The organism is Pseudomonas fortuita (genome assembly GCF_026898135.2).
GTDB classification, from domain to species: Bacteria; Pseudomonadota; Gammaproteobacteria; order Pseudomonadales; family Pseudomonadaceae; genus Aquipseudomonas; species Aquipseudomonas fortuita.
In genome coordinates, this window is the sequence record NZ_CP114035.2 from 2,731,919 (window position 1) to 2,757,339 (window position 25,421).

Genomic DNA, 25,421 nt, shown 5'->3' on the forward strand with positions numbered 1-25,421 from the left:
GGCACCGGAGCTGAGCATCGCCGCCGAAGCGGATGACCCTTGAGGCCTGGCACAAGCCGCATGGGTCATCCACCTAGGAGACTTGGAACGCTGAGAAGTTATCCGCAAAGGCGGTGAAGGATGGCTCCGAACTCTACGAGTCTGACCGAGCTGCCCGGAGCGAATCGGTCTGGGGTCGCCAAGTGGCGTGGGGCAACTTCACTACACCAGCGCGGCGGTGCGGCGTCAAGTCATGTCTTCTTCGGGCGCTTGGCTTTAGTTACCGGCTTGGTGCCCTTGCAGTCCGGGTAGCGGATGCAGGACCAGAAGCTGCCAGTACGGCCTTTGCGCTGGCGCATGCCGCTGCAACACACCGGGCAGAGCGGTCCCTTCGATGGGGGCGGCTGCAGGGTGAGCGAGGCGTTGCTGCGCACCAAGCGGGTCAGCCACTGCGACTGCTTGGCTAGAAAGGTCTCGACGCTCAACTGGCCCGACTCAATTCGGCCCAAAGCCTGCTCCCATAGCGCCGTCAGCACCGGATCGGCCACTTCCGCTGGCACTGCTTCGATCAGGGTGTGCGCCGCGGCTGAGGCGGCCAGGCTGCGTTTCTTCTTGGTCAGATAACCGTGGTCGATCAGCCCCTGAATGATGGCCGCGCGGGTGGCTTCGGTGCCGAGGCCGCAGCTCTCCCTGAGCGTCTGCTTGAGCCGCAGATCGGCCACCTGGTTGGCGATGGTTTTCATCGCCTTGACCAGCGTGCCCTCGGTGTAGGCCTTGGGGGGTGTGTGCGTTGGATAATGGCGGCGGCGTCAGTCAGCGCCACCGAAACGGATTCTCGAAGTGTGGGTAGCCGTTGAGTCTGCTCGCCGGGCTCATTGCCGTGGGTTTCGTTGATCACCGCTTTCCAACCGCGCACCAGGATCTGCTTGCCCCGGGCCAGTAGCTGGTCGGCCTGGCTGTGCAGCAACACCTGGGTTTTCAGATACTCATGCTCAGGAAGGAACTGAGCGAGGTAGCGGGCGCGGATCAGCGCGTAAACTGCCTGCTCGCGCTCAGACAGCTGAGTGAGGTCGAGCTTGATGGCGGTCGGAATGATCCCGTGGTGCGCGGTGATCTTGCTGCTGTTCCAGGCGCGCGAGCGGCGACACGGATCCAGCGCTTTGATGACCTGACCGAGCGCAGGGCTGGGAGCCACCAGGGCATGCAGTATGCGGGGCACCTCATCCAGCATGCTCTCGGGCAGGTAGCCGCAATCGGTGCGCGGGTAGGTCGTGGCCTTGTGGGTTTCGTAGAGGGCTTGGGCGATCCCCAGCGTTTCCTGGGCGCCGAGCCCGAGCTTGGCCGAGCAGACTTCTTGCAGGGTGCCGAGATCAAACGGCAGTGGCGGCCCTTCGCGGACGTGTTCCACCTCGATGGTGCCAATACGGGCCGTTCCGTGTTGGCTCAGGCGCAGTGCAGCTTGCCTGGCGGCCGCTTCATCAAGGCAGCGGCCCTCATCGTCGCAGACCGAAGCCGGAGGTTGCCAGCTGGCTTTGAAACTAACACCGTCTGCCACCAACTGGGCGTCGACGTTCCAGAAGGGGTGCGGCACAAAGCTCGCGATGGCCCGGTCGCGTTCGACTACCAGGCGCAACGTCGGGGTCTGGACGCGGCCAACCGGCAGCACACCATCAAAGCCGGCGCGGCGGCCGAGCAGGGTGAACAGCCGGCTTAGGTTGATGCCCACCAGCCAGTCGGCACGGGAGCGGGCCAGTGCACAGTGGTACAGCGGCAGGGTCTGTTCGCCCGGACGCAAGGCGGCCAAGGCCCGGCGGATCGAGGCTTCATCCAGGGCGGACAGCCACAGACGCAGGACCGGCCCCTGATACTGACAGCGCTCGAGGATCTCCCGGGCGATCATCTCGCCCTCGCGGTCAGCATCGGTGGCGATGACCACCTCAGCGCACCTTTGCAGCAGTTGGTCGATCACCTTCAGTTGGCTGGCGACCTTGGGCTTGACCACCAACTGCCAGTGATCGGGGATGATCGGCAGGTCGTCCAACGACCAGCGTTTGTAATCACCATAGGACTCAGGGGGCGCGGTTTCTAGCAGATGGCCGATGCACCAGGTGACGGTGACGTTCTGGCCCTGCAGGTAGCCATCGCCGCGCCAGCTGGCCTGCAGTACTCGGGCGATGTCACGGGCTTGGGACGGTTTCTCGCAGATGAACAGGCGCATATGCGGGCCCTCTCGGTGGTTTCCGACAGGGTGGGGGTGTGGCCGTGAAGCGCCAGGGTAAAGCCGAAAACGGAGGGATCGGTTCGACGTTTCAGCGCAGGGCTAAAACCTTACTTGCGTTGCGCAAGATGAGTGGCCAGCGTTTGCAGAAACTCCAGGGCGAACTGTTTATCGGCATCGCCCAGCTCCTTGATGATCGCGGTGATCTGCTGGCCCTGGTCCTGGGGGCGAGGACTGATGGCCAGCAGCAGCTCATCGACGGGGCAGCCATACAGGTCAGCCAACTGCAGCAACTTCGTCACGGACAGCTCCACCAGGCCACGCTCCAGACGCGAGACGGCCTCGCCGGTAATGCGCAGGTGTTCGCCGACCTGCTCCTGGGTCAAACCACGGTCGCGACGGTACTTCGCCAACTGGCGGCCAATGTGATGTGGGCTAGGCTCTTTGACGGGCAACGGGGCGCTCTCCAATTCGATCCATATGGTTGACTACCCACCCAAGGATATGAGCGGCTCAGAGAGTTGACTGGCAACCCTATGAGGCGTATCACGAAAAATAACTGCAGGACCCGCCCGTCCACACGGAGGCTTCAACTTGCACGGATCCCACCAGAGTGAGGCAGACAAGTTAGCGATCAAGGCCTACGAGCTGTTCATGGCCACGCAACTGGAACCGGAGAATGGGGAGGCGCGCGCGCACTTGATTGCCTGGGTTCAGGAGAGTCCGGCGCACTGGCGGGCATTCCTTGCCCTGGATCAGTGCCTGACGGAGGTGAAGCAGTTGCTGGAGAGTGAACGGCGGGGTAAACCCCGACCCAATAGAACGCGCTAGAGGGGCCAGTACTGCTCGCCGGTTGGGCGGCGCAGCCCCTGCGGTATCGCGCAGGGCGCAGTGATTCCACTGAGTTCCACGGATCACCCGGCCTTGCGCGGGGCTTTCTTGCCACCGCCTTTACGCGTGGCGCTGGGAGTGTCTTGAGCTTTCTCACGCATCGAGACCGAGGCCAGGCGATGCGGCAGGATACCAATGCGCCGGGCCTCGACCTTGAAGGTCACCCGCGCGTTGTCCTCGCTGTCTTCCCACTCCTCCTTGACCGTGCGGCCTTCGACCAGGACGCGCATGCCTTTCTGGTACAGCGTGCTCCAATGCTCGGCATCGCGGTGCCAAAGCTCGACGGGCGCCCAGTAGCCGCCGCGATCCTCGTAGCCACCCTCGCGCGGTACCGGGTTGTCGAAATAGACGTTCAGCCGCAGCAGGCGTCGTGGTTCATCCGGGTTGGAGTTGAACTCCTGAAACTCCGGCACACTGCCGATGTTGCCTTCACCTACAAACAACGTACTCATGCGGGTCACTCCTCGGTGGGGGAACGGGTCAGGGCGAGTTCGGCGGCCTCGAGCTTGCCGGCACCGGCGACAGCCTGGCGATACAGTGACTGCAGGCTGCTCATCTGCAGGTTCAGCACCACCCGGTTGGTCTCCAGCTGATACAACGCCTGCCGCAGTTCAGGGTGCAGATGCGGATGAACCACCGCCTCCTGCCACACCTGCACGCCCATGCGCTGAAAGTCCGGGCTGCGCCAGCGCAGGAAGTCGGTGCCGGTCGCGCTGTGCTGCACGACCAGTCGCAGTTCCAGCAACGAGAACGGGGGCTGCGCCATGATCGCCAGCATCACTGCCATCAACTCGGCGACCTGGGTGCGCAGGCGCAGGATCGTCTCGGCGAACTGCTGCAGCTCCCCCTTACCCTTAAAAGGCTTTAAAAGGCCTTTTAGGGAGGCACCTTGTGCGAACTCACGATAGACATCTGCTGACAAACGCCGGGCAATCGCGTCGGCCAAGGTCATGCCTCACCTCCTTCGGCCGGTTCTTCTGGCTCAGGGAGAGCTTCGACCTCAGGTTGGTCGTGTTGATCCGACCCAGCGGGTAGCGGTTCTGAGGTACCCCGCGTGATGGGCGGGGCGAATTGGGAGCGGTGGCTGCCCTCGAGGATCTTGCTTGGTGGCGTGCCGAACTTGTCGATCGCTTCACGGGCGCGGGCGTTGTTGGCGGCCATGTCATCCCGACTGACCCCTGCCAGCCGGTAGCGCTGGGCCAGACCGAACAGGCTGCGCAGCTCGTGGGCGCCGCGATCGATCCAGGTTTCCATGTCGGGGCGGCCGATTAAGGCGGTGTGGTGGGCGAGCAGAACGCGGCGCACCAGGGCGTCGTAGTCGGTCAGCAGGTAGACCGCGAGAAAGCCAAGCTGGCTGCCGATGAACAGGGGGAGGGTGACGGGATGGATATTGAGGTTGTCGCCGATGTCGACTTGGGTGGGCAGGGCGCGCTCCACCCGACTGACCTGCTTGGTCAGCGCACGCAGTTCGGCCTTGGCCTGCAGCAGCTTGTCCTCCAGTTGCAGCATGAACCAGTCGGCGAAGGGGTCATCCTGGCTGCTGGCGTGCTTGAGCAGGTTGGTGACGCCGATGTAACCGGGCATGCCCATGATCGCGTGTACCCCTTCGCGGCCCATGCGGCCTTGCCACAGCCGCGCCGCATGATGGGTATGCAAGGTGAGGGTGATGCTGCTGCGCAGGGAGCCCAGGTTGAGCTGGTAGTGATCGGTCATCGCCAGTACCTCGCCGTCGGAATGACGCCGACGATGGGCCGATTAGTGCGGTTCGACGCGAATCAACATGAAGGTGGTCCGCTCGTAATTTCAGGCGGTGGATCTCGGTGGATTCAATGGCATGGGCATCAAGTCCACCGAGATCCACCCCTAGGTCGGCGCAAGCGAACCACGACAGCGTTGTTTCAGTTCCTCCAGGCAGGAGAGGGCGAGGGGCGAGGCGGTGCGCTGACCACCGCGCTTCGGTCGTTCGCTGGGAGGCTCTGCTGGCACAGGCCTCGCTGGATTTGAAGTCGGTCTTGAGGTCTTGACCTCCTCGGTACGCGCGGCCCACAGGGTGAACTCGCCTTGGCAGGCGCGTTTGATCAAGCCCATCAGGTAGGCGACCGGTTTTCGGATCTCGCCGCGGGCGCAGCGCACCGCCGCTTCATTGATCACCGCTTGTTGCTGTTCCGGTTCGAGCTGGCGCATCGCCTGGGAGGCCATGCGCCGCTCGGTCGAATTCAGCGGTAAATCTTCAGGCCAGCGTGCACGACCAAACTCGACCTGTGCCAGTACTGTACTTTTTTTGCTTTGGTCTTTCTGTACTGTACGGCCGGCGTCGGCATTCCGAACCACAGCCGAATCCGGTGCATTGCCGCACAGTTCGGAATCGGTGGCCGAGGCGTGAGGATTCCGAACGGGGTGGAGCAGGCCAGGTTCGGAATGTTGCGCCTGCGCGGCTTCGTTGATCAGCAGCAGCGAGTGTTGCTGTGTCGGCGGCAGTGCGCCCAGCCTGTCCTTGTCGCCTTGGACGACTTGCGGGTCGGCTTGAATTTCGGCCAGCACATGCTGCGTCACATCACGCACCCCCTTGGTGGCGTGGCTGAGGTTCTGTTGCAGGAGATCCGCGTAGCCGCTGTCCAGCTCAAGCTGCTCGGCCGCCGTCAACGGATCGCCGTGCAGCACGTAGATGCAACCGCGCAGGCAGCCTTGGGCATCGCGCGAGCGGTCGACCAGGCTGAGCCAGCGGGTGGTACGCAGGACGTTCAGTGCGCGGGCGATGGTCTCGCGCGACGCCTGGGTGCCACAGGGGCTGGCTGCCAGGTAGGGTTGCAGGTCCTGGTAGCGGGGCATTTTAACCTGGCGTTCGGTGATCAGCCAGCGCAGCACCTGCCAGGTGTTGCGCTCCAGCGGGGTCAGTCGACGATCGAGTAGCAAGGCCTGCGGCAAGGGATTGTTGTCGCCGTAGTAGATCGTGCGCAGCGCGGGCTCCGCAGCAGCCGCTTGTTGGGCCTGGGCGGCCTGAAACTCATTGCGGCGTCGAAGGGCGTCGTAGCACTGGCGCACCACGTCCTGCCAGTCCACTTCGTAGAAGCTCAGCATGGCGTACCTCCGTACAGTTCGACCTGTTGCCAGACCTGGGTCAGGCTGATGTGCTGTTCCTCGGCCAGCATCATCATCGTGTCCAGTGGATCGTTGTCTGGCTCCTCCGCCCGTAACTGGCTCCAGCGGTTCCACACCGCATGCTCCTGGGCTTCACTGAGCTGGACCGGCCGGCCGCGGTGGGTTTCGATTTTCAGTATTCGGCGGCGCAACGCCGTTTCCGAATGGTCCAGGCCGAAACAGCGGTACATGATAGTCGAGCTCGCGCCGAGCTTCAGTGCCCGGTTGATCAGGCGTTCGTTCTGCTCGTCGCGCTCGGCCTGGACGATCAGGCGGCGCAGGACGGTGATATCAACCTTGACCTCAACCCAGGCGATTGATGAATGCGCCAAGTGGGACAGGGTGGTCGGAGGCAGCGATTGCAGGACCTCGATGTCTTCGTCGGCCAGGCCCAGCGCTTTGCAGCGCTGCAGACGGCCATGGCGCAGCTCATGCAGCACCTGGTTCAACATCGCATGGTTCAACAGATTGAAGGTCGTGCTCATGAGGCGGCTCCTCACTTAACGCGTGGACGACAGCGTCAGGTCGATCAACTGCCGGGCGTGGCGGATCAGGCTGAACAGCTGCTCCAGCTGGGTATCGGGTAGTCGTTCGAGGCCCACGGTTAGGGCAGGGCGCTCGGGGAAGGGCAGGTCGTAGGTGCCAATCAGCAATTGGCCAAATAGCGCAGCCGGCAGCTGCTGACGTTGTTGCGAAGTCACGTCGTCCTGCAAGCGCAGCAGGGCTGAGAGCAGTAGCTGAATGCCGGTATGTCTAGGGCTCAGTTGCTCGCCATGCTCCAGCGTAAGGGTAAAACCCAAGCCCTCTGCGTGCGGCGTGACCATGGCACTGGCATCGGCATATGCCGCCAGGTCTGTCGCCAGGGCGGCACAACGCTCACGCAATGCAGTGATGTCACCCTGTAGCGGTGCGAGAGGTGAGGCGGAACCCAGGGAGGGCTCACCGGCATCAAGGGCGTTTGGCACCCTCGCAGCAAGCGGATCGTCATCACTCAGCGCCTCGCGGATGTTTGGGAGGCGTGGAGTCTCGGCTGCCGCAGTGTTGTCCGCACTGCTCATCGGCTCCGGTGCGGGCGATTGAGGCGCCGATTGTGCTTCATCTTCGACAGGCAGCTGGGGGGAGCACTCACCTTGTGGGGCTTGCGGCAGCGGCTGAGGCGTTTCCGCAGGCGGCGTTGAGCGAAGCGGTTCCTGATGCATTTCCAAGGCGAGCAGGCGGGGCGTCTGCTTCAACTGCACCGCCATCCTGGCAATCAGCTCATCCTGCAGCTCACCCCAGTTCAGATCGGGCTTATCACTGTCGAATGCCGACAGCACTTCGAACCAGAGCAGTGCGAAGTGTTGAACGTCCCCCAAATACTGATTCCAGATCGACTCCGCCCGGCGCCGCAGGTTAATGATCCGGGCGATGGTGGGTTTGCCAAGCCCGGCATACAACACCTGCGGGATGACCGGTAGCAGGTGTTCGAGCGTGTCGAACATGCGGCTGATATGCGATTGTGAAATCGGGTAGCCGCCCTTGCTCAAGCGTGTGGACAGTTCACGCTGACTGAGAGGGGCATCGGGCTCTTGTAACATGTCCCTGAGTTTTGCCACCGCGAGCGATCGCTCAATGAACGTGAGCTGGCCATGCAGGTCACTTTCGGCCAGGTGCCCGATCAAGGCATGCGACTCGGACTGCCAAGGGCGGAACAGGCAGTGGATCTGAAAGAATCGCTCCTCGCGGGTTTCCTGCCAGAGTTCGCCGAGGATGCTCAAACGGGTGTTGCCGCCATTGCGGATTATGAAATGCGGCTCATCCGGACGGCGGGTGATCGCAGGGGGCTGATCCAGGCCGCGTTCGCGGATCGAGGCTTTGATCTCGTCATACAGCGGGTTGCGAACCACCCGCGGGTTGAGCTCGTAGGGGCGCAATTGCTCCAGGCTGACCACCAACGGTGTATCCCCGACCGGCACGGGCGAGCTGTCGAGGCCATGTTTCTGTGGAAAATGCGCCTGCTGCAACTGTCGCGTGATGTCTTCGGAAGAGGGCGGCTTCATCGCAAAACCTCCCATCAGCCGCGACGGTTGAGTCGGCGGTCGATCACTGACGCTTGGCCGGGCAGAGGCGCGTCCGAGCCGACAAGTCGCTCAGCCCACTGCGGGAACAGCTCGATGGCCAGCTCAAGCATGACCGCCGCGCCGCAAGGGCCTCGGCTGCCAGAGGGTGGAGTAGGCTCGACGCGGTGCACCGGCAGGCCGAGCGAGGCGGCATTGGGGTAGGCCACACGGTCAGGAATCACCGTTGTGCAGACGCTGACATGCGGGTCGCCTTGGAAGGACGCCTGCAGGCTGTGCATGATCAAGCGGGTGTCACGGCGATTGGCTTTGACCTGGTTGAGCAACAGCTTCACCGACGGCAAGGCAACGCCCAGGTAGCGGTAGGGCTCCAACTCTTCAAACAGCGCCAGCGTGCCGCGTCGCAGCTCACGTGCGGCGAGCATTTCTGGGGGGACCGGGCACAGGGCATAGTCGGACGCGAGGATCACCATCTCCACGACTACACTGCGCGCGCCTTGGGTATCGATGATCAGCACATCGTAGAGCTCCTCGAACGCTGGCAGAAGATTATGAAGGCGCAGACGACCATCGGCCGCGTGCAACAGCAGAGTGCTGATGTGCCCGGCGCGATCGTTGGACACTATCAGGTCCAGGTGCGGGATGACGGTGGCGGAAATCACCTGTTCGGGGGCCGTGAGCCGTTGCGCGATGAGTTCGTAGCTGCCAGCCTCACGGGATTCGCGCAAGGCGTAGTAGCTGGACAGCGTCGGTTGGCTGTCCAGATCCAGCAGCAGGACGCGAAGGCCCGCATCGGCGAGCACACCACCCAGGTTGGCGGCGACGGTGGTTTTACCCGCGCCGCCCTTGGTCGAGATCAGCGAGAGGACGTCCATGACGCTACTCCCTGACCGACAGTCGATCATGGACCCACTGCTCGATCTCCAGCGAGTCCCAGCCGACGGCGCGGGTACCAATGCGCCGGCATTGGGGGAATAGACCGGCTTTCATCAGGTTGTAGATGTGCGAACGTTTGAAGCCGGTTTTCAGTTCCACCTCATCGCGGCGCATGATGTGGCGGTCGGCAGGCAGCGGGGCAGGGCTGATCTGTTGCATGATGTCACTCCGTAGCACCATGTGGTGCGCAGTGGGATGTGACAGTCAGTGAAGGTCGATGCTGGAGGAAAAACATTGTCAGGCGATGCCGAGCATCGCCTGACAATGCGGTGTCAGCCCCGTTTTACCTGGGCTAGATGACGGCGAGCGTCGGCAAATCGCCGATCAAGGGTACTTTTGCTCAGGCCAGGCAGACCAGGAAAACGGCGTAGAATCTCGTCGACCAGAGCGCTCTGGGACTTGTAGGCCGATTGCACACGGCCGTCTTTGGATTTACCCAATGTCACTTCCAGCATGGTGCCCACGAGCATGTTGTTCGTGCCTTCGGAGGCCTCGGAAGGAATGCCTTGGGCCTCAAGTCGCGCTGTCAGTTCGTGGTTACACGCGGTGAGCGTTGTCACCTCGTCAACTCTTGCTGTAAGCTCGTCGCGCAGCTTGTCGATCGTGCGCTGAGCAGCAGCGAGCTCTGCTTCCTGTACCAAATGAGCATTGAGACTGACGCAGTTCAAATGGTCGAGGCTCTGCGAGAACAAGAAGGCGGGCTTCTCGTTGGGGTAATTACGTGCGAACCAGACCAGCAGATCAGCACGCTGAATGGACCAGTACTCTCGGCTTACCTGGTTGTCAGCAGTGATCGGTCGGCCCAGGCAGGTCGCGGGTAGCTCACCGCTGACAATGGCGTCGTAGATGCACTCCGCATAAAGGTGCAGGATCGGCCATTGTGGAAAATGCTTGAGCAGACTGCCGGGGTAGGAGAGGTCGACCCGTAAAATCTCGTCTTCGTGGTCGGCAAGGTCACACCAGAGAATGGCGGCATCGATGAGATGGTAAGAGCTTCTGATCGAGATCATGGCACACAGCCTCCAGCTGCGTTCGTCCTGGAATCGCTGGCGGGGGCAGCGTGATCTGTGCCTCTGTCTAGCGAGCCTGATTTCAAAGGATCACTTTTGGGATCCATTGATGGTGACATCGAAGCGATAGGTTGGTTCTTCACGCATTATGCGAACGCGTCAAGTTTTGACGCCGCTCGGGGGCCTGCAAAGGACCGAGGCAGGCCGCGTCATTATTCTGCTCGTGTATCAATGCTGACCACCACCGACATGCCGGGACGCAGACGTGCGACGTCAGGCTGCTCGGGGTCGACGGTAATGCGCACCGGGATGCGCTGGGCGATCTTGACGAAGTTGCCGGTGGCATTGTCGGCCTGCAGCAAGGCGAACTCCGAGCCGGTGGCCGGCGAGATCTGCTGCACATGCCCGTAGAGCTTGAGGTGGTTCAGGGCGTCCACGGTGAAGGTCACCGGCTGGCCGATGCGCACGTCGGCCATCTGGGTTTTCTTCATGTTGGCGATCACCCACAGGGTGTCGGGCACCAGTGCCATCAGTTGTGCGCCAGAGTTGACGTAGGCGCCCAGGCGCGTGCCGATCTGCCCCAGCTGGCCGTCGCGCGGGGCGGTGACGCGGGTGTTGTCGAGATCGATACGGGCCAGTTCGACGGCCGCCTTGGCGTTCTCCACCGAAGCCTCCAGCGAGGCGCGGTTGACGATCACGGTCTCGCGGTCCTGGCGGGCGATCTCCAGCGCGGCCTTGGCATGGGCCAGGCTGGCGACGGCGGCGGCCTCACTGGCGCGGGCCAGGTCCAGGTCGCGGCGCGACACCGAGCCATCGCTGACCAGCGCCTGGTTGCGACTGAGGTCGGCCTTGGCCTTAGTCGCCTGGGCCGAAGCGTCGCCGATGGCGGCCTGGCGTTGGGCGATGGTGGCTTCGGCGCTGTTGCGCTGCTGCAGGTTGTTGGCCAGCGCGGCTTGCTGCTGTAGCTGGGCGATGGCCAGGGCCAGGCGCTGCCTGTAGATACGGTCGTCGAGCTGCACCAGCAGATCGCCAGCCTTGACGAACTGGAAGTCATGCACCGGCACGTCGACGATATAGCCGCTCAGCTGCGGGCCGATGATTGTCACCTGGCCGCGCACCAGGGCGTTTTCGGTGCTTTCGATGGTGCTGCTGAACGGCGGCAGGTTCCAGGCGTAGAGCACTACCAGGATGCCGACCAGGGCCACGCTGGCGAAGCTGATCGTAGACAGGATGCGCACCCGCCGCGTGCGCACCGGGCTGGTCGGTTCGCTGGGCGGCGTGCTGCCTTCCGGGGTTTCGGCGAGGGCGGCGGTGGTCGTGGTGCGGGTTTCTTCGGTCATCGGCTGGCAGTACCGCTGGTGGAGTCGGATGAAGCGGCCTGGCGGGCGACATACCGCAGCCAAGAACCGCGAATGGTAATCCAGATCATGGTCAGCACGGCGATGCTGCCGATCAGCACGAACACGTCGTTGTAGGCCATTATGTTGGCCTCGCGGGTGGCGGCGCTGGCCAGCACGCGCATGCCGGCCTCGCTGCGCAGTGCCGGGTCGGCGAGGATCCCGGCATAACCGGCGCCGCCGCTTTGCACACGGGCGTTGACCAGTGGTTCGAGGTAGCTGAGGCGGTCTATCAGGTGGCTGGAATGGAATTTCTCGCGCCAGGTCTGGAAGGTACCCAGCAGCGCCGCGCCGATCAGGCCACCGAGGTTGTTGCAGATGCCGAACAGCACCGAAAAGCTCACCAGGTTGCGCGGGTTGGTGCGCACATGGCTGATGCCCAGGGCCATCGACGGGCCGAGGAAGAACGTGCTGCCAAAGGCCAGCAGGAACTGGCGGAAGTACATCTGCGCCGGGCGCGTGAGGTTGCTCGAACTGCTGTCCATGAACGCCCCGGCGGCCTTCGCCAGCAGCGAAACGAACAGTGGGATGATCAGGTGCTTGGGGTCAGCGCACTATCCAGGGGCGCGACATCGATGTCTCGCCAGCCGACCGCAATGGCAATGAGTGGATACGCGAATCGGAAGTGGCCTATTCAGTACGGACCAGTACGTTCAAAAACCTGGTGCTCAAGTGGCGCAGCGCCACGGTGAGGCGTGATTATCAGGGTGGGCAGGATTTCGACGAGCATCGGCTGATCGTGGTTTACCCACTGACGTTACTTTAAGGAAGGGGAGCAGGTAATGAGATTCAAATTACAGCCCTGTAGTTTTCTGCTGGCAGGGGTTCTGGCCTCTTCCTCCCATGCGGCACTGGCGGCAAATACCCAGGCAATGACCGAAATCTATGCAGGGTTCGGAGACAAACTGCTGGGTTATGCCCTCGCGCCCGATGGCTCGCTCACGCAAAATGGGGTGGTTCAGTTGCCAGCTCCGTTGCAGTTCGCCGTTGCCGACAAGGGCAATCGGCACCTGTATGTGGCGTCCAGCAACATCAATGGAGCTAACCCTGGCGATGTTCACATGCTCAGTGCTTTTACTATCGACCATGCTACGGGGCAACTCATGCCGTTGGGCGAACCTGTGAAGCTGGAGCAACGGCCGATCTACCTGACCCTCGATCGCGATGGCACACATGCATTGCTGGCCTACAACCTGGCGCCAACCGTGACGGTTCATGTACTGCAGCCAGATGGCAGTCTCGGTGCCCAGGTCAAACAGGCGCAACCAATCAAGTCGGGCGTATTCACCCACCAGGTCACGGTAGTACCCAACGATAAATTCGTGATTGCGCCTGGTCGTGGCAATGATCCGAGTGCAAGCCGGCCCGAAGATTTGGGCACCCTTTCAGCGTTTGCCTACTCGGGCGGCAAGCTGACCCCAGCCGGGGTCGAAACCTTTGCTCCCTCCGTTGGCCCACGCCATATCGCCTACCACCCTCGGGCACCCTTGGCATACCTGGCAATGGAGCGGGGCAGCAGTCTCTACACCTACCCGTTGACCAAGGAAGGACGACTGGCCAACAGGCCCGTATTTAAAACCAGTACCCTCGACCCACACTGGCATGCCGAGGCCGATGAGGGCATCAAGAAAGGCGGGGTGATTCTGGTGCGGCCAGACGGTAAGTATCTCTACGTCACCAACCGCTCCGATGAGCTTCAAACGACGGAAAAACCCGCGATGTTCAAGCATGGTGAAAACGATATAGCGGTGTATGTACTGGATGCAAAAACGGGCGAGCCGAAGCTCTTGCAACATATCCCCACGCAAGGGGTAGAGGCCCGCACGATCAGTGTGGCGCCCGGTAATCAATGGTTCATCGTGGGCAACCAGAAAGGCGGGCAAGTCCAGCGCGGTACGGCAACCGAAGCGGAGAAAGCCAATATCGCCGTATTCCGCATCAAGCCCGATGGTACCTTGGCGTTTCACCGTAAGTACGACATGCCCGAACCTGGCAGGTCGCTGATGTGGGTTGAAGCGTTGCAATTGTAACTGCGGGGCTGTTCGATTCCCGCCTAAGCCACGCAAGGTGGCTCAGGCCAAATCTTGAGGAGTGCTTTCAATTGGCACTCGCTGCTGCAGGACGCTCTGCCATCGCGGCAGTCTTTTTCGCGATGAGTCCTGCCGAATCTACCTTCAGGGCGACTACCCTGAGTGAAGTCACATGTGCCATCAGAATAGAGAGAATCCGCGCCTCCGATCATCCTATCCCTCTCAGGAGGCGTTGAAGTGAAGTACGCAACAGGAGAAAGCTCATGCCCTTCGAACCCCCTTCAGACCAGCACCGCGACGGTGTCGATCCGGTCACGTCAGGAGGCGTAAAATCGATCCCTGCGCTTGAGCGCAGCAAATTTGGCGGTACCGATCGCCTGTCCAGGCGCCCGAGCGACGATGACGATACCCCCGTATCGCGCAGCGACCTGAGCAAAGGCCATGACGAACTCATCGAGCATCGTGAGGCGCATATCAACTGGAGCGTCCTGTTGATTTCGTCAGCAGTGATACTGGCGTTTTCCATCACCACGATCCTCATGCCCGATGCTGCACGTGTGGCAATGAAGCAGACTACCGACTGGATCGCGACGAACCTCGGCTGGTACTACGTACTGACGATGACCCTGGTGATCGGGTTCGTGCTGTGGGTCGCCTTTTCCAAGGAGGGGGACGTGCGCATCGGCCCCGACCACTCGCGGCCGCAGTACAAGCTGGTAACGTGGGTCGCCATGCTGTTTGCCGCAGGGGTCGGGATAGACATGCTGTTCTATTCGGTCACCGGCCCGGTCGTGCAGTATCTGCACCCGCCCAGCGGCACCGGCGGGACTGCCGAGGCCATGCAGGACGCAGTGATCTGGACCATGTTTCACTACGGCATCGCGGGTTGGGCGATGTATGCCTTGCTGGGCATGGCCATGGGTTACTTTGCCTATCGATGGGACATGCCGCTGTCGATTCGTGCCGCGCTCTATCCGCTGTTTGGCAAACGCGTGCGCGGCCCGTTGGGCGATGGTATCAGCATCATCGCGTTAGTCGGTACCGTGTTTGGCGTCGCCACATCGATGGGCATCGGCGTGGTACTGCTGAGCGTGGGTTTCGCGCTGATTTTTGGTCTGGAGCAGGGCCTTACCTTGCAGATCCTGCTAGTAGTGGGGGCGGTGGCACTGACCATCGCGGCTACCACCTCCGGGGTCGACCGTGGCATCCGCTGGATCGCCGAGCTGAACCTGTGGAGCGCCGTGGCCATGATGCTCTACATTCTGCTGACCGGGCAGACGGCCTTCCTGCTGAACGCACTGGTGTCGAACATCGGGCAATTTCTCGTCACGTTCCCCGCGCGTACCTTTCAAACCTTCGGCTACTCGCCCGATGGGGCCGGGTGGATGGCGGGCTGGACGTTGTTCTTCTGGGCCTTCTGGCTGGCCTGGGGGCCATTCGTTGGTGTGTTCCTGGCGCGGATTTCGCGGGGGCGCACGTTGCGCGAATTCGTCCTGGCGGCAGTGACCGCGCCGGTGCTGTGCGATTTCATCATTGTTTCGCTGTTTGGCAATTCAGCACTGTTTCAGGTACTTCAGGGCAACACTGCGTTTGCCCAACTGGCGATGGACAGCCCTGAACGGGGTTGGTATGCACTGCTGGAGATGTTCCCGGCCCCAATGTTCCTGATTGGCCTGGCGACGCTATCAGGTCTTTTGTTCTACCTCACCAGCGCCAATTCCGGGGCAATGGTGATGTCGAATTTTTCTGCCTCGATTCCCGACCCATCCCACGACGGGCCAAGCTGGCTGCGCATCTTCTGGGCATTGCTCACGGCCATGCTCACCGTGGCGATGCTGGTTGCGGGCGGGGTCAAGACGATGGAGTACGCCACGCTGATCTTTGCGCTACCGGTGACGATCATTGCTTACCTGGTGATGGCATCGTTCTACAAGGTGTTGCGCATGGAACGCGCTGAGCGCGAGGGGAGAGTGCTGCGTCGCCCCTCCATGGCGGCTATCGGGGGGCATGTCCCGGAGCGCTCCTGGAAGCAGCGGCTCGAGCACTTGCGGGCATTCCCATCGCTGCGCCAGGCCACTCAGTTCCTCAACCGTATGGTTGCGCCAGCACTGGATGAGGTCGCGGCTGAGTTTCGCAATCAGGGCTATGACGTCATGCGGGAAAATGTGGTCAACAGCCATGGTTTCGAGGAGCCGTTGCTGCGGGTCTCGATGGATACGTTCCGCGATTTCCATTACCACGTGGCCATCGTCGAGGCGCCGGTGCCCATGTTCAGCGGCCGCATGACGCGAGAGATCGATGTCTATTATCGGTTGGAGGTGTATACACAGACCGGGTCTGGTGGCTATGACCTGATGGGGCTGACCAAACAGCAGGTCATCGACGATGTACTCGATCGATATGAGACCCACCTGGCGTTCCTGGTCTTTTCAAGTGAAAACGCTACTGCCTCTGTTCTGACACCCAGGCAGTACCAGCCCCCTGAGGCGCCCGATGAATCCGGGCAGGGCCCGCGCTGATACGTCGATGCGGTTCGCCAGCAGGTGCCCAGGCCCCTGCTGGCGGTTGGTTTTACTTCAGTGTCTTGAGGTAGGCAACGAGGTTTTGACGGCTCTGAGCGTCAGCTTGCCCGGGGTACATCATCATGTTGCCCGGTACCAGCTCCGCTGGTTTGGTCAGCCATTTATCCAGGTTGGCGTCATCCCACTTCAGCTTGGCCGCTTGCAGTGCGGCAGAGTAGTTGAAGGCGGGCGCCTGGCCGCTACTGCGATCGAACACGCCTAGCAGGCTGGGGCCCATCAGGTTCTTGCCCTGTTCAGTGCTGTGGCAGAAACCGCATTGCGTGGCGAAAAGGGCCTTGCCTTGAGCGGCATCGCCCTCGGCCAGCGTCAAGGGGGCGACCAGGAGCAGGGCGCTGGCAACCAGCAGTTGTGCAGGGTTCATTTCATTTCCTTCGGATTTAACCGCCACGTCAGGTATGGCGGGGCTTCAAGAACATTCAGAATGGGTTGGCGAGGTCGATGCCCGACTTGCCTGGCGAGAGGATGTTGTTGGGGTCCAACGCACGCTTGAGGGTGTGCTCGAGCTTGCGCTTGACCGGGCCGTAGCTGTTCGCGACGCGATCCTGGAAGGCCGTGTTGACGCGGTAGACGGCGTAGCCTTCCTGCTCGAACACATTTAGCAGTTCGGCGAAGCAGGCATTGGCGCGCTGGGTTTCTTCCGGGTTGCTGCGGTCGTACAGCACATCGATGACGTGGTGCATGTCGCGCCAGCCGACGATGAACTCGCCGACATAGTCCAGCCCATGCTTGTTGAGGGTTTTCTTGGCCAGTGCCTGCTGCTTGTCGCACTCGCTGCCTCGGGCCTGGCTCACCGGCGCGAACCACATCGAGCCACCGCCGCCACGCCAGTTGTACAGGCCGAATTCCTGCAGGTTGGGCACCCCGGACATCAACTGCGCACGGTACTTGAACGGCTGGGTGTCACCGGCCTCCTGCTGGGTGAAGATGCGGCCTTTGCCCAGTTTCTTCAGGGCGTCGGTAACGATCTTCCAGTTGACGTCGACCTGTTCCTGGGTACCGTACAGCGCGGCATAGACGTTCCAGGCGCCGAGGTTCTTGTCTTTCTGGATCTGTTTGAGGATAGCGTCGGACGTCGCCCCCGGCTCGTTGGTGTAGTCGGCGCGCCGGGTATTGCAGGTGGCGGCCTCCCAAAGCACACCGGCGATGACAACCGAGTTGGGAATGACCTGGGCGATCCGCAGCGGGCGGATGAATTCGACGATCTCGGCGATATCCGAGGCGTTGTCGAACTTGATCTCGAACGGCTGGAACACGGGAGGCTTGGGCATCAGCCAAAAGCCCATCTTGGTACAGATGCCATAGTTGGCCTGGGTGAACATGCCGTCTAGGGTCGGGCCGTAACCCCACTTGAACACCTGCCAGGCATTGTCGCCTTTCACTCCGCCCATGCCGGTGCGGTACACGTCGCCATTGGCCAGCACGACTTCCATGCCGCACTGCATCAGGAAGTGCTCGCCGTAGGGCGTGTAGCCCACGCCGCGATCCATGGTGTTGCCCAGCGGCCCGGCGATGGCCGACGGTGCGGAGAACGACAGCATCAGCGGCAGTTTGTGTTCCTGCAGATAGTCGTACAACTGCTGGTAGGTCACGCCCGGCTCGACCAGGGCCGTGCACAGTTCCGGGTCAACATGGAGGATCTTGTTCATCTTCTTCAGGTCGAGAATGACCTGGCCGCGCTGGCTTGGGGCCGCCGAGCCATAACCGAAGTTGCGCCCGGTGGAGATGGTCCACACCGGGATCTTGTGTTCGTTGCAGATCTTTACCACGCCTTGCACCTGCTCGACGGTGGTGGCGGTGACGGCGGCGGACGGGGTGTGCTCAGCGGTGTCCACGGCCATCATGATCTTGGTGTAAGGGATCAGCTGATCGTCCTTGATCAGGACGTTTTCATCGCCCAGCAGGGCCCGGAACTTGGCAATGGCCTGATCGAAGTTGGCGAGGTCGACGCCGCGCGGGAGCAGGGTGGTTGTGTTTTGCTCAGTCATGTCTTACAGCTCCTTCAAGCCTCGATCGAAAACGAAACGAAATGACCGGTCAGCGCCGCCGACCGGTTGTCGACCACAGGCGCTTGCCCGATGTGCGTGGTGCCCAGGGTGGCGAGGGCGTAGCCGAGTGTGGCCGCCCATTGGTCCGAGGCGCCTTTGTCACGGCCGGCAGCCGACGCGCGCAGGGGGGGCTGCTGGCCGCGCAGGCGATGCTCGGTAAGGCTGAAACCTGCGCCGCAGGCGTTCAGGCTCAGGCCGAGTTGCGGGGCGCAGCCACTGGCCGTTTCGCCGCTGAGCAGGCGGTGGTGTGAAGCGTGGGCTGCGGCGTGGTGCTGGCCAAGCCACTGCACGTGCGCACCGGCGCTGCGCGCGAGGTCGACGATCAGTGCGGCACTGGCATCGTCGACCAGGCCGATGATGCGTTGCGGTGTGGCGATACGCAGGCGTTTTTCAAAGCCAAGGATGAAGTCCAGGCTGAGGTCGGTACGCCGGACCTTGACCTGCTCGCCGGCGGGGCTTGCGTTGACGCCCTGGAGGAAAGCCGCCTGCGCGGCGGCGCTGCTGACCAGTACCAGGGTTGGACGCGCCGGTTGTGGTTGTGTGCCCAGGGCACTGTTGGCCGCGCTGATGCCTGCGCTGCTCATGGCAATACCGGCAAGGCTGGACAATGCCATGCCTTTGAGCACGAATCGGCGTTCGACGTTCATGGCTTGCCTCCGGCTGGGTTGGGCGCAGGCGCGGATGCTGTGGAGATGTACTCGGCAACCTGTTGCAGCGCGTTGTCGTCGATGAACGAGGCAGGGAAGGCGGGCATGGCGCGAAAACCATTGCGCACGATCGCAGTGATGTACCCCGGCGGCAGCTGGCGGCCGGTGATTTGCGGCCCGACCTGGTGTTCGTGGCAGTGGCCACACACCTTGGCGTAGACATTTTCGCCGCCTTTCCAAACACCATCGCCATCGGCAGCGGCGTTATTGGCAAGCACGAGCAAGGGCAGGGCGAAGCAGGCGGCCAATGTCCGTTTCATCACGGAGCCGTCGCGAAGTGAAGACATTTCGTACTCCATTCTTGTTGTAGGTGGGATGGGCAAAGGGCCGGGTCAGAACGGGTACGCTCTGGGCACGTGTTGCAGGGTGATCCAGTGGTCGGTGGTGAATTCGTCGATGGCCCAGTCGCCATTGAAACGCCCCAAACCTGAGTTCTTCTCGCCGCCGAATGGCGCGTTGGGTTCGTCATTGACCGGGATGTCGTTGACGTGGGTCATGCCGGCGTGGATGCGTTGGGCGAACTGCACACCGCGCTCCAGGCTGGAGGTGAAGACGGCGCTGGAGAGCCCGTATTCGCTGTTGTTCGCAAGCGTTAGGGCATGCTCGGCATCACGTGCAGCCTGAATGCCGACCAGGGGGCCAAAGATTTCTTCACGGGCGATGTCCATGTCGGCGGTAACGTTGCCGAAGACGTGAGGCGGCAGCACATTGCCTTGAGCCTCGCCACCCACCAGCAAGGTGGCGCCTTCGGCGTGGGCAGTGACGATCTTCTGTTGCAGGCCCGCCAGTTGCTTGCTGTTGATCACCGGCCCGATGACCGTGCTGGCGTTGCTCGGGTCGCCGTAAGGCAGGGCCTTGACCCGCTCGACAAAGCGCTGGGTGAAGGCCTCCAGCAACGGTTGCTCGACGATGATGCGGTTGATCGCCATGCAGATTTGCCCCTGGTGCAGGAACTTGCCCACCACGGCAGCATTGACGGCCTGCTCGACGTCGGCATCAGCCAGGACCACGAACGGGCTGTTGCCGCCCAGCTCCAGCGCCACGTGCTTGAGGTGCTCGCCGCCGCTGGCGATGCGGCCGATGTTGCGCCCGACTTGGGTCGAGCCGGTGAAGGAAATGAACGCGGGCACCGGATGCTCGACGAAAGCGTCTCCGATCTGCGCGCCGGCCCCCACCACCACGCTGAGCACACCCGGCGGCAATCCGGCTTCCTCGAAGATTCGCGCAAGCAGCAGGCCGCCGGTGACCGGGGTATCGCTGGCCGGCTTGACCACCACGGCGTTGCCTAACGCCAGGGCAGGTGCCAGGGAGCGTGCGGTCAGGTGCAGGGGGAAGTTCCAGGGGCTGATCACGCCAATCACGCCCAGGGGAACCCGGTAGACGCGGCTTTCCTTGCCGGGCACATTGGACGCCATGATGCGCCCGTGCACGCGGCTTGGCAGGCTGGCCGACTCGAGGGTGATGGCGCGTGCGGCGCCCCATTCGATTTGCGCCTTGATCCGCGTGCTGCCTGACTCGCTGATGATCCAGTCGATAATTTCTTCACGGCGGTCGTCAAAGATCTTCACGGCATTGAGCAAGACCTGGCTGCGCTCGGCGGGGCCTTTGGCCGCCCACTCGAGCTGGCATTCGCGGGCCCTGCGGTAGGCGGCATCGAGGTCTTCGCGGTTGGCCAGGGTGATTTGCAGCAATCGCTTCTGCGTGAAGGGGTCGAACACCTCCAGCGATTGATCGGCGCTGCCGGCTCGCCATTCACCGGCAAGGGGCTGCAAGTGCAGGTTTTGATAGGCAGGGGAGTGGGAAAGCGTCATAGGGAGGTCACCTCTATTTTTTTTATCAAGTGCACCTGCGCTGCATAACAACAACCGTGCCAATGCTTCGAAAAGATATATTCATCAATGAATTCAATGGGATGAGGGATAAAGCTGGCGCTGACAAGCGGTCGTTACTGTATGATTTTCGACGAAGCCTGCATAAATTCATGCAGAAAAATCGACGAAGTCAGCCTGTAGAAAGACAGAAGGTGTGCGGCTATCGGACAGATCGAGTGCCTACGCGCTTACGCCGACCGCTCGCGCATTGACCCGGCGCGAGGGCTCGGCATACTCACAAGCTACTCACTTGTTCGTTGCTGATTGCTCATGACGCCTACCAAACCCACCCAGCCCGGTCGTCCTGCCGACGAAGAATTCTTCAAGCAGATGCTTGGCAAGCAGAAGCGCCTGATCGTCGACCGCGCCAGCCAGTTTGGCGCCAGTGGCCTGCCATCGGCAGAACAGTTGGCGGAGACGGTGGCATTTTCCCCGCAGGAAGGCAGCGTCTGGATGTGCGGCCAGCGCATGATGCTGCTGCAAGGCGCCGCGTTCGGCGCCATGCGCCGCGAACTGATCGAGGCGCTCGGGTTCGATAAGGCGCGAGGCCTGTTGACGCGCATCGGCTGGCAGGCCGGTGCGCGGGACGCGGCCCAGGTCAGCGCGCAATGGCCAGAGGGTGATGACGCCAGCCTCTACAGTGCAGGGCCGCGCCTGCACATGCTTGAAGGGATGGTCAATGTCGAAGTGGTGCGCTTTGAAATCGATTCAGGTGTCGGCCACTTCTACTCCGAGTTCCTTTGGCACAACTCGCTCGAAGACGATGAGCACATTGCGGCCTATGGCTTGGGTGGTGAACCGGCCTGCTGGATGGAGATCGGCTATGCCAGTGGCTATGCCTCGTCACTGCTCGGTCGCCTGGTCGTGTTCCGTGAGCAGGAGTGCCGCTCGATGGGGCACCCGGCGTGCCGGATTGTAGGCAAGCCGGCCGATCAGTGGGACGACATCGACGTCGATCTGGCCTACCTGATGCCGGACGACTTCCTTAGCCGCAGTACTTATGCTTCAGGTAGCGCCACGGAGGTAGCCGAGCTGGAGGCGCCTATCGACGGCAAGCCAATGGTGGGCATCTCGGCGGCTTTCGTGCTCGCCACGCAGATGCTGCAGCGCGTGGCCTCGACCCAGGCAACCGTGCTGCTGACCGGGGAATCGGGCGTTGGCAAGGAGCTGTTCGCCCGCTCGTTGTACCAAGCCAGCACACGCCAGCAGCGGCCGTTGGTGGCGCTCAACTGCGCGACCTTGCCGGAGAACCTGGTGGAAGCAGAGCTGTTCGGTGTCGAACGGGGTGCCTACACTGGTGCCGACCGCTCGCGTGCCGGGCGTTTCGAGCGGGCCAATGGTGGCACGTTGTTTCTCGATGAAATCGCGACCTTGAGCCTGAGTGCCCAGAGCAAGATTCTGCGCGCCCTGCAGGAAGGTGAAATCGAGCGGGTAGGCGGCACGGCGCCGATCCGGGTCGATGTGCGGGTCATTGCCGCCACCAACCTGGACCTGCGCCGCGAAGTCGAGGCCGGGCGTTTTCGTGAGGATTTGTTCTATCGCTTGAACGTGTTTCCCATCCACCTGCCACCGTTACGGGAGCGCCGTGAAGATATCCCGCTGCTGATGAGCTATTTCCTGCGTCATTTCAGCCAGCGCCATGGGCGTCGGCTTGCGGGCTTTAGCACCCGGCTGGTCAACGCGCTGCTCACGTATCGGTTCCCAGGGAACATCCGTGAACTTCAGAACCTGATCGAGCGGGGCGTGATCAGTGCCGGTGAGGGCGAAGTCATCGACCTGGTGCACTTGGCCGAGATCGGCGCGCCCTTGATGGCCACGGCGATTGGCCTGACACCTGAGGGGCGCTTGTCCGGGGGGCAGCGCCGTGACGAGCCGGCCAGGCAGGTAATCGAGCCCACAGCGCACATTCGAGAGCCGGTATTGGAGGGGCTGCTGGCGTTCGTCGCCGGGAGCCAGAAGGTGCTCAGTACACCGTTGGCAGATATCGAGCTGCAACTGGTGCATCTGGCCATGGAGCGCTCGGGCGGCAACATCACCCTGGCGGCACAGATGCTGGGCATGAGCCGCGCGCAAGTCAGTTATCGGCTCAAGGGCAGCTAGCGGCGGATTAAGGCGGATTTTCTGCGCTGCGCAGTTAGTCGTTACGCGCAGGCGATAACGGCTTGTAAGCGGACTGCGGATACTGGACCTCTACAACAATAAAAATGTTTAGAGGCATCCATGAACGGTCAACACGCAACTGTGCCGCGCGCAGCGTACGCTGCTGGAAAACATCTAAGGGCGGTGGGTCTGATCGGGGTGATGATGCCCCTGGCCGCGCAAGCCGACTTTGTCGAAGACAGCCAGTTGAACCTGGGTCTGCGCAACTTCTACGTAGACCGTGATTTCAAGGGCGAAAACCCGAGAACCTCTCGCGATGGCAGCTGGAGCCAGGGCCTGGATCTGCGTTTCACATCCGGTTATACCCAGGGCCCGCTCTCGTTCGGTGTCGATGCCGCCGCGCAATACGCCTATCGCCTGGACGGCGGCTCAGGTCGTGGCCCTGACAGTGTCTTGCCCTACAGCCAGAGCTCACGGGAGCAAGCCCGGGAATATGGCCGGGCGGCACTGACCGGCAAGGTGCGCTATTCCAAGACCGAGCTGAGGGTCGGCGAGCATCGGCCGACCTTGCCGGTGGCCTTCCAGGACGATTCCCGGCAACTGGTGACGACCTTCAATGGTTTCACGGTCAAGTCCAACGAGATCGACAACCTCACCCTGACCGGTGGGCGATTCACCGGGATCAGCACCCGTGAATCCTCCAACCGTGAAAAGCTGTACCTGTTCACCCGCCCCAACGGCCCCCGTCATACCAGCGATGGCCTGAACTTCGCCGGCGCCACCTACGCCTTCAGCCCCAACCTTGCTGCCAGCTACTTTTATGGACAGCTGGAGGGTATCTACCAGCAGCATTATCTGGGCCTGACGCTGAACACCGAGCTGGGCGCAGGCTACGGCCTGAAGACCGACCTGCGTTACTTCAACCACAACGAAGACGGTGACGCGCTGTACGGCAAGATCGATAACCGCTCCTATGGCGCCATGACCACCTTGAGAAAAGCCGGCCACGCCTTTGGTGTGGGCTATCAACGCATGCTCGGCGAGAGTGCGTTCCCGACGTTGAACGGCTTCGTGCCGCAACCGTATCTGGTCAATTGGTCGGCCGTGGCCTTCATCAGGCCCAACGAAAGCTCATGGCAGGCGCGTTACGACTATGACTTCGTGGCCATGGGCATACCCGGCCTCAACCTGACCACCCGTTACCTGCGCGGCACGGGCATCGATCGCGGTGGGGACCTGAGCCAAACCGCCGAAAACGAGCGCGATCTGTTTCTGAGTTATGTGGTGCAGAGCGGCCCGCTCAAGGGCGTGGCCGTGGAGTGGCGCAACATCCACGCGCAGTTCAAGCATGGCAATGACTACGATGAGAACCGTTTGATCACGACCTACACCTGGAAATTCTGGTAGGCCTTGGCCGAGCTGGCCGCTGCGCCTGCAGCGGCCTTCCCATCAATCTGACCTGGCCAGCGTTTGCGAGGGCAGCTCGCCAAACGCTTGCTTGTAGGCGGCGGTAAAGTGGCTGGGTTGCGCAAACCCCCACTTGAAGGCCAGCGCCGACAACTGTACTTCACCCGGTTGGTGCTCCAGTAACACTTTGCGCATCGCCAGTAGCCGGCAATGCTGGATGTAGCGTTGCGGGCTGGTCCCCAAACCGTTGCGAAACGCCTGTTCCAGGCTGCGTCGGCTGGTGCCGCTGACAGTCACCAGTTGGGTGATGCAAAGCGGCTGTTCGAGATTGGCGTGGATGAAATCGACCACCCGTTTCACGGTGCCCGGCAACAGGCGCCGTGGTGGTTCGCTGTACAGGCTGGGCAGCAGGTGCAGCAGGTTTTCGCAAAACAGGTGCTGCACGTGGGACTGGCCAAAGGGCGTTGCTAGCAAGCCAGCGGTGTTGCCGCTTTCGCTGTCGACCATGCGCAGCAGGTTGCCCAGGCTGCGCATGGCCGGGTTATTACCCTGGAACAACAACGCCTGCGTCGGGCTCTGGGCATGGTGAACCTGATGGTGACGTTCCAGGTGGTTGAGCAGCAAGGCCGCATCCAAGGCAATGACGATGGCCTTGGTCCCTTCGTGCCAGGTGACGTCCACTTCCTGCCCGGGGCTGAACACCAATAGCTCACCCGCGTTCGCCTGCAAGCCCTGGAGGTGGTTGCTGATCGCGCCGTGCAAAGGCAGGATGCCATGCCAACAGCTCAACGGGCTTGAGCTCACGCGAACCTCGCGCCCCCACCACGCGCCGAACAGCTTCATTTGCGGCAAGGTCTGCAAGGTGAAGTCGATATCCAGCGTGCCTCGCCCGCCGAGGCGAATCCGCCGTTCCTCCAGGTGGTTGTTGAGCAGGGCTTCGGCGTCTTCGACATTGCGCGAGCGCAGCAAGGGCTCGGCTGCAAAGGGAATGGCCGAGCGGGCGTCGCCAGCAGTGGGCAGGCCGCTGTAAAGGGGCGTATTCATCACCGTAAC

The 25,421-nt window shown here is 62.1% G+C and carries 22 protein-coding genes and 2 pseudogenes; 5 read left to right on the plus strand and 19 right to left on the minus strand.

The window, feature by feature from the left end:
- Nucleotides 1–230: 230 nt before the first annotated feature.
- From OZ911_RS12580 to OZ911_RS12640, 13 genes and pseudogenes are all read right to left on the minus strand, one after another.
- Nucleotides 231–2,197 (minus strand): annotated as a pseudogene (locus OZ911_RS12580) (DNA topoisomerase III).
- Between the two features lie 110 nt (nucleotides 2,198–2,307).
- Nucleotides 2,308–2,652 (minus strand): helix-turn-helix domain-containing protein, encoded by a 345-nt coding sequence (locus tag OZ911_RS12585; protein WP_024717424.1) that lies wholly within the window; start codon nucleotides 2,650–2,652, stop codon nucleotides 2,308–2,310.
- 459 nt (nucleotides 2,653–3,111) lie between these two features.
- Complete coding sequence (locus tag OZ911_RS12590; protein WP_016488055.1) at nucleotides 3,112–3,540, minus strand: single-stranded DNA-binding protein; 429 nt, start codon at nucleotides 3,538–3,540, stop codon at nucleotides 3,112–3,114.
- 5 nt (nucleotides 3,541–3,545) lie between these two features.
- Nucleotides 3,546–4,040, minus strand: a complete 495-nt coding sequence (locus OZ911_RS12595; protein WP_016488054.1) for a DUF3158 family protein — start codon at nucleotides 4,038–4,040, stop codon at nucleotides 3,546–3,548.
- Nucleotides 4,037–4,801, minus strand: coding sequence for a PFL_4669 family integrating conjugative element protein (locus OZ911_RS12600; RefSeq protein WP_016488053.1), 765 nt, complete (start codon nucleotides 4,799–4,801; stop codon nucleotides 4,037–4,039). The genes OZ911_RS12595 and OZ911_RS12600 overlap by 4 nt, the downstream gene beginning before the upstream one ends.
- 150 nt (nucleotides 4,802–4,951) lie before the next feature.
- Nucleotides 4,952–6,166 carry an STY4528 family pathogenicity island replication protein gene (locus tag OZ911_RS12605; RefSeq protein WP_016488052.1) on the minus strand — a complete coding sequence of 405 codons (1,215 nt, stop codon included), beginning with the start codon at nucleotides 6,164–6,166 and terminating at the stop codon, nucleotides 4,952–4,954.
- Nucleotides 6,160–6,711: a DUF2857 domain-containing protein gene (locus OZ911_RS12610; RefSeq protein WP_016488051.1), complete on the minus strand. Its 552-nt coding sequence runs from the start codon at nucleotides 6,709–6,711 to the stop codon at nucleotides 6,160–6,162. Before OZ911_RS12610 ends, OZ911_RS12605 begins: the two co-directional genes overlap by 7 nt.
- 15 nt (nucleotides 6,712–6,726) lie before the next feature.
- Nucleotides 6,727–8,265 (minus strand): ParB family protein, encoded by a 1,539-nt coding sequence (locus OZ911_RS12615; protein WP_016488050.1) that lies wholly within the window; start codon nucleotides 8,263–8,265, stop codon nucleotides 6,727–6,729.
- Between the two features lie 14 nt (nucleotides 8,266–8,279).
- Nucleotides 8,280–9,158, minus strand: coding sequence for a ParA family protein (locus OZ911_RS12620; RefSeq protein WP_016488049.1), 879 nt, complete (start codon nucleotides 9,156–9,158; stop codon nucleotides 8,280–8,282).
- A 4-nt stretch (nucleotides 9,159–9,162) separates the two neighbouring features.
- Nucleotides 9,163–9,378 (minus strand): AlpA family transcriptional regulator, encoded by a 216-nt coding sequence (locus OZ911_RS12625; RefSeq protein ID WP_016488048.1) that lies wholly within the window; start codon nucleotides 9,376–9,378, stop codon nucleotides 9,163–9,165.
- Between the two features lie 113 nt (nucleotides 9,379–9,491).
- Nucleotides 9,492–10,229, minus strand: a complete 738-nt coding sequence (locus OZ911_RS12630) for a hypothetical protein (RefSeq protein WP_016488047.1) — start codon at nucleotides 10,227–10,229, stop codon at nucleotides 9,492–9,494.
- A gap of 212 nt (nucleotides 10,230–10,441) precedes the next feature.
- Nucleotides 10,442–11,569, minus strand: a complete 1,128-nt coding sequence (locus OZ911_RS12635; protein WP_016488046.1) for an HlyD family secretion protein — start codon at nucleotides 11,567–11,569, stop codon at nucleotides 10,442–10,444.
- A pseudogene (locus tag OZ911_RS12640) lies at nucleotides 11,566–12,174 on the minus strand (MFS transporter); the annotation flags it as partial. The gene OZ911_RS12635 and the pseudogene OZ911_RS12640, both read right to left, overlap by 4 nt.
- A 62-nt stretch (nucleotides 12,175–12,236) precedes the next feature.
- On the opposite strand from OZ911_RS12640, the gene OZ911_RS12645 reads away from it, so the two are divergent.
- The 3 genes from OZ911_RS12645 (at nucleotide 12,237) to betT (ending at nucleotide 16,175) form a co-directional block, all read left to right on the plus strand.
- Nucleotides 12,237–12,392, plus strand: a complete 156-nt coding sequence (locus OZ911_RS12645) for an OprD family outer membrane porin (protein ID WP_232896274.1) — start codon at nucleotides 12,237–12,239, stop codon at nucleotides 12,390–12,392.
- Nucleotides 12,393–12,498: 106 nt separating this feature from the next.
- Nucleotides 12,499–13,656: a lactonase family protein gene (locus OZ911_RS12650; protein ID WP_016488043.1), complete on the plus strand. Its 1,158-nt coding sequence runs from the start codon at nucleotides 12,499–12,501 to the stop codon at nucleotides 13,654–13,656.
- Between the two features lie 263 nt (nucleotides 13,657–13,919).
- On the plus strand, nucleotides 13,920–16,175 hold the full coding sequence (gene betT / locus OZ911_RS12655) for a choline BCCT transporter BetT (RefSeq protein WP_016488042.1): 2,256 nt from the start codon (nucleotides 13,920–13,922) through the stop codon (nucleotides 16,173–16,175).
- A 52-nt stretch (nucleotides 16,176–16,227) separates the two neighbouring features.
- On the opposite strand, the gene OZ911_RS12660 is transcribed toward betT, so the two are convergent.
- Genes OZ911_RS12660 through pchA form a run of 5 tightly spaced genes read right to left on the minus strand, consistent with a single transcriptional unit; the run spans nucleotide 16,228 to nucleotide 20,801 of the window.
- Nucleotides 16,228–16,599 (minus strand): c-type cytochrome, encoded by a 372-nt coding sequence (locus OZ911_RS12660; protein ID WP_016488041.1) that lies wholly within the window; start codon nucleotides 16,597–16,599, stop codon nucleotides 16,228–16,230.
- A 55-nt stretch (nucleotides 16,600–16,654) separates the two neighbouring features.
- Nucleotides 16,655–18,223 carry an FAD-binding oxidoreductase gene (locus tag OZ911_RS12665; protein ID WP_054888282.1) on the minus strand — a complete coding sequence of 523 codons (1,569 nt, stop codon included), beginning with the start codon at nucleotides 18,221–18,223 and terminating at the stop codon, nucleotides 16,655–16,657.
- 14 nt (nucleotides 18,224–18,237) lie between these two features.
- Entirely contained in the window at nucleotides 18,238–18,930 is a 693-nt protein-coding gene (locus tag OZ911_RS12670) for a hypothetical protein (RefSeq protein ID WP_016488039.1), read from the minus strand.
- Nucleotides 18,927–19,277 carry a c-type cytochrome gene (locus OZ911_RS12675; protein ID WP_016488038.1) on the minus strand — a complete coding sequence of 117 codons (351 nt, stop codon included), beginning with the start codon at nucleotides 19,275–19,277 and terminating at the stop codon, nucleotides 18,927–18,929. The genes OZ911_RS12670 and OZ911_RS12675 overlap by 4 nt, the downstream gene beginning before the upstream one ends.
- Before the next feature lie 45 nt (nucleotides 19,278–19,322).
- Nucleotides 19,323–20,801, minus strand: coding sequence for a 4-hydroxybenzaldehyde dehydrogenase (gene pchA, locus OZ911_RS12680; RefSeq protein ID WP_016488037.1), 1,479 nt, complete (start codon nucleotides 20,799–20,801; stop codon nucleotides 19,323–19,325).
- A 330-nt stretch (nucleotides 20,802–21,131) separates the two neighbouring features.
- On the opposite strand from pchA, the gene OZ911_RS12685 reads away from it, so the two are divergent.
- Nucleotides 21,132–22,961, plus strand: coding sequence for a sigma-54-dependent Fis family transcriptional regulator (locus tag OZ911_RS12685; RefSeq protein ID WP_054888283.1), 1,830 nt, complete (start codon nucleotides 21,132–21,134; stop codon nucleotides 22,959–22,961).
- 201 nt (nucleotides 22,962–23,162) lie between these two features.
- Nucleotides 23,163–24,368 (plus strand): OprD family porin, encoded by a 1,206-nt coding sequence (locus OZ911_RS12690; protein WP_016488035.1) that lies wholly within the window; start codon nucleotides 23,163–23,165, stop codon nucleotides 24,366–24,368.
- A 42-nt stretch (nucleotides 24,369–24,410) separates the two neighbouring features.
- On the opposite strand, the gene OZ911_RS12695 is transcribed toward OZ911_RS12690, so the two are convergent.
- Entirely contained in the window at nucleotides 24,411–25,412 is a 1,002-nt protein-coding gene (locus OZ911_RS12695) for an AraC family transcriptional regulator (RefSeq protein ID WP_016488034.1), read from the minus strand.
- Nucleotides 25,413–25,421 lie beyond the last annotated feature (9 nt).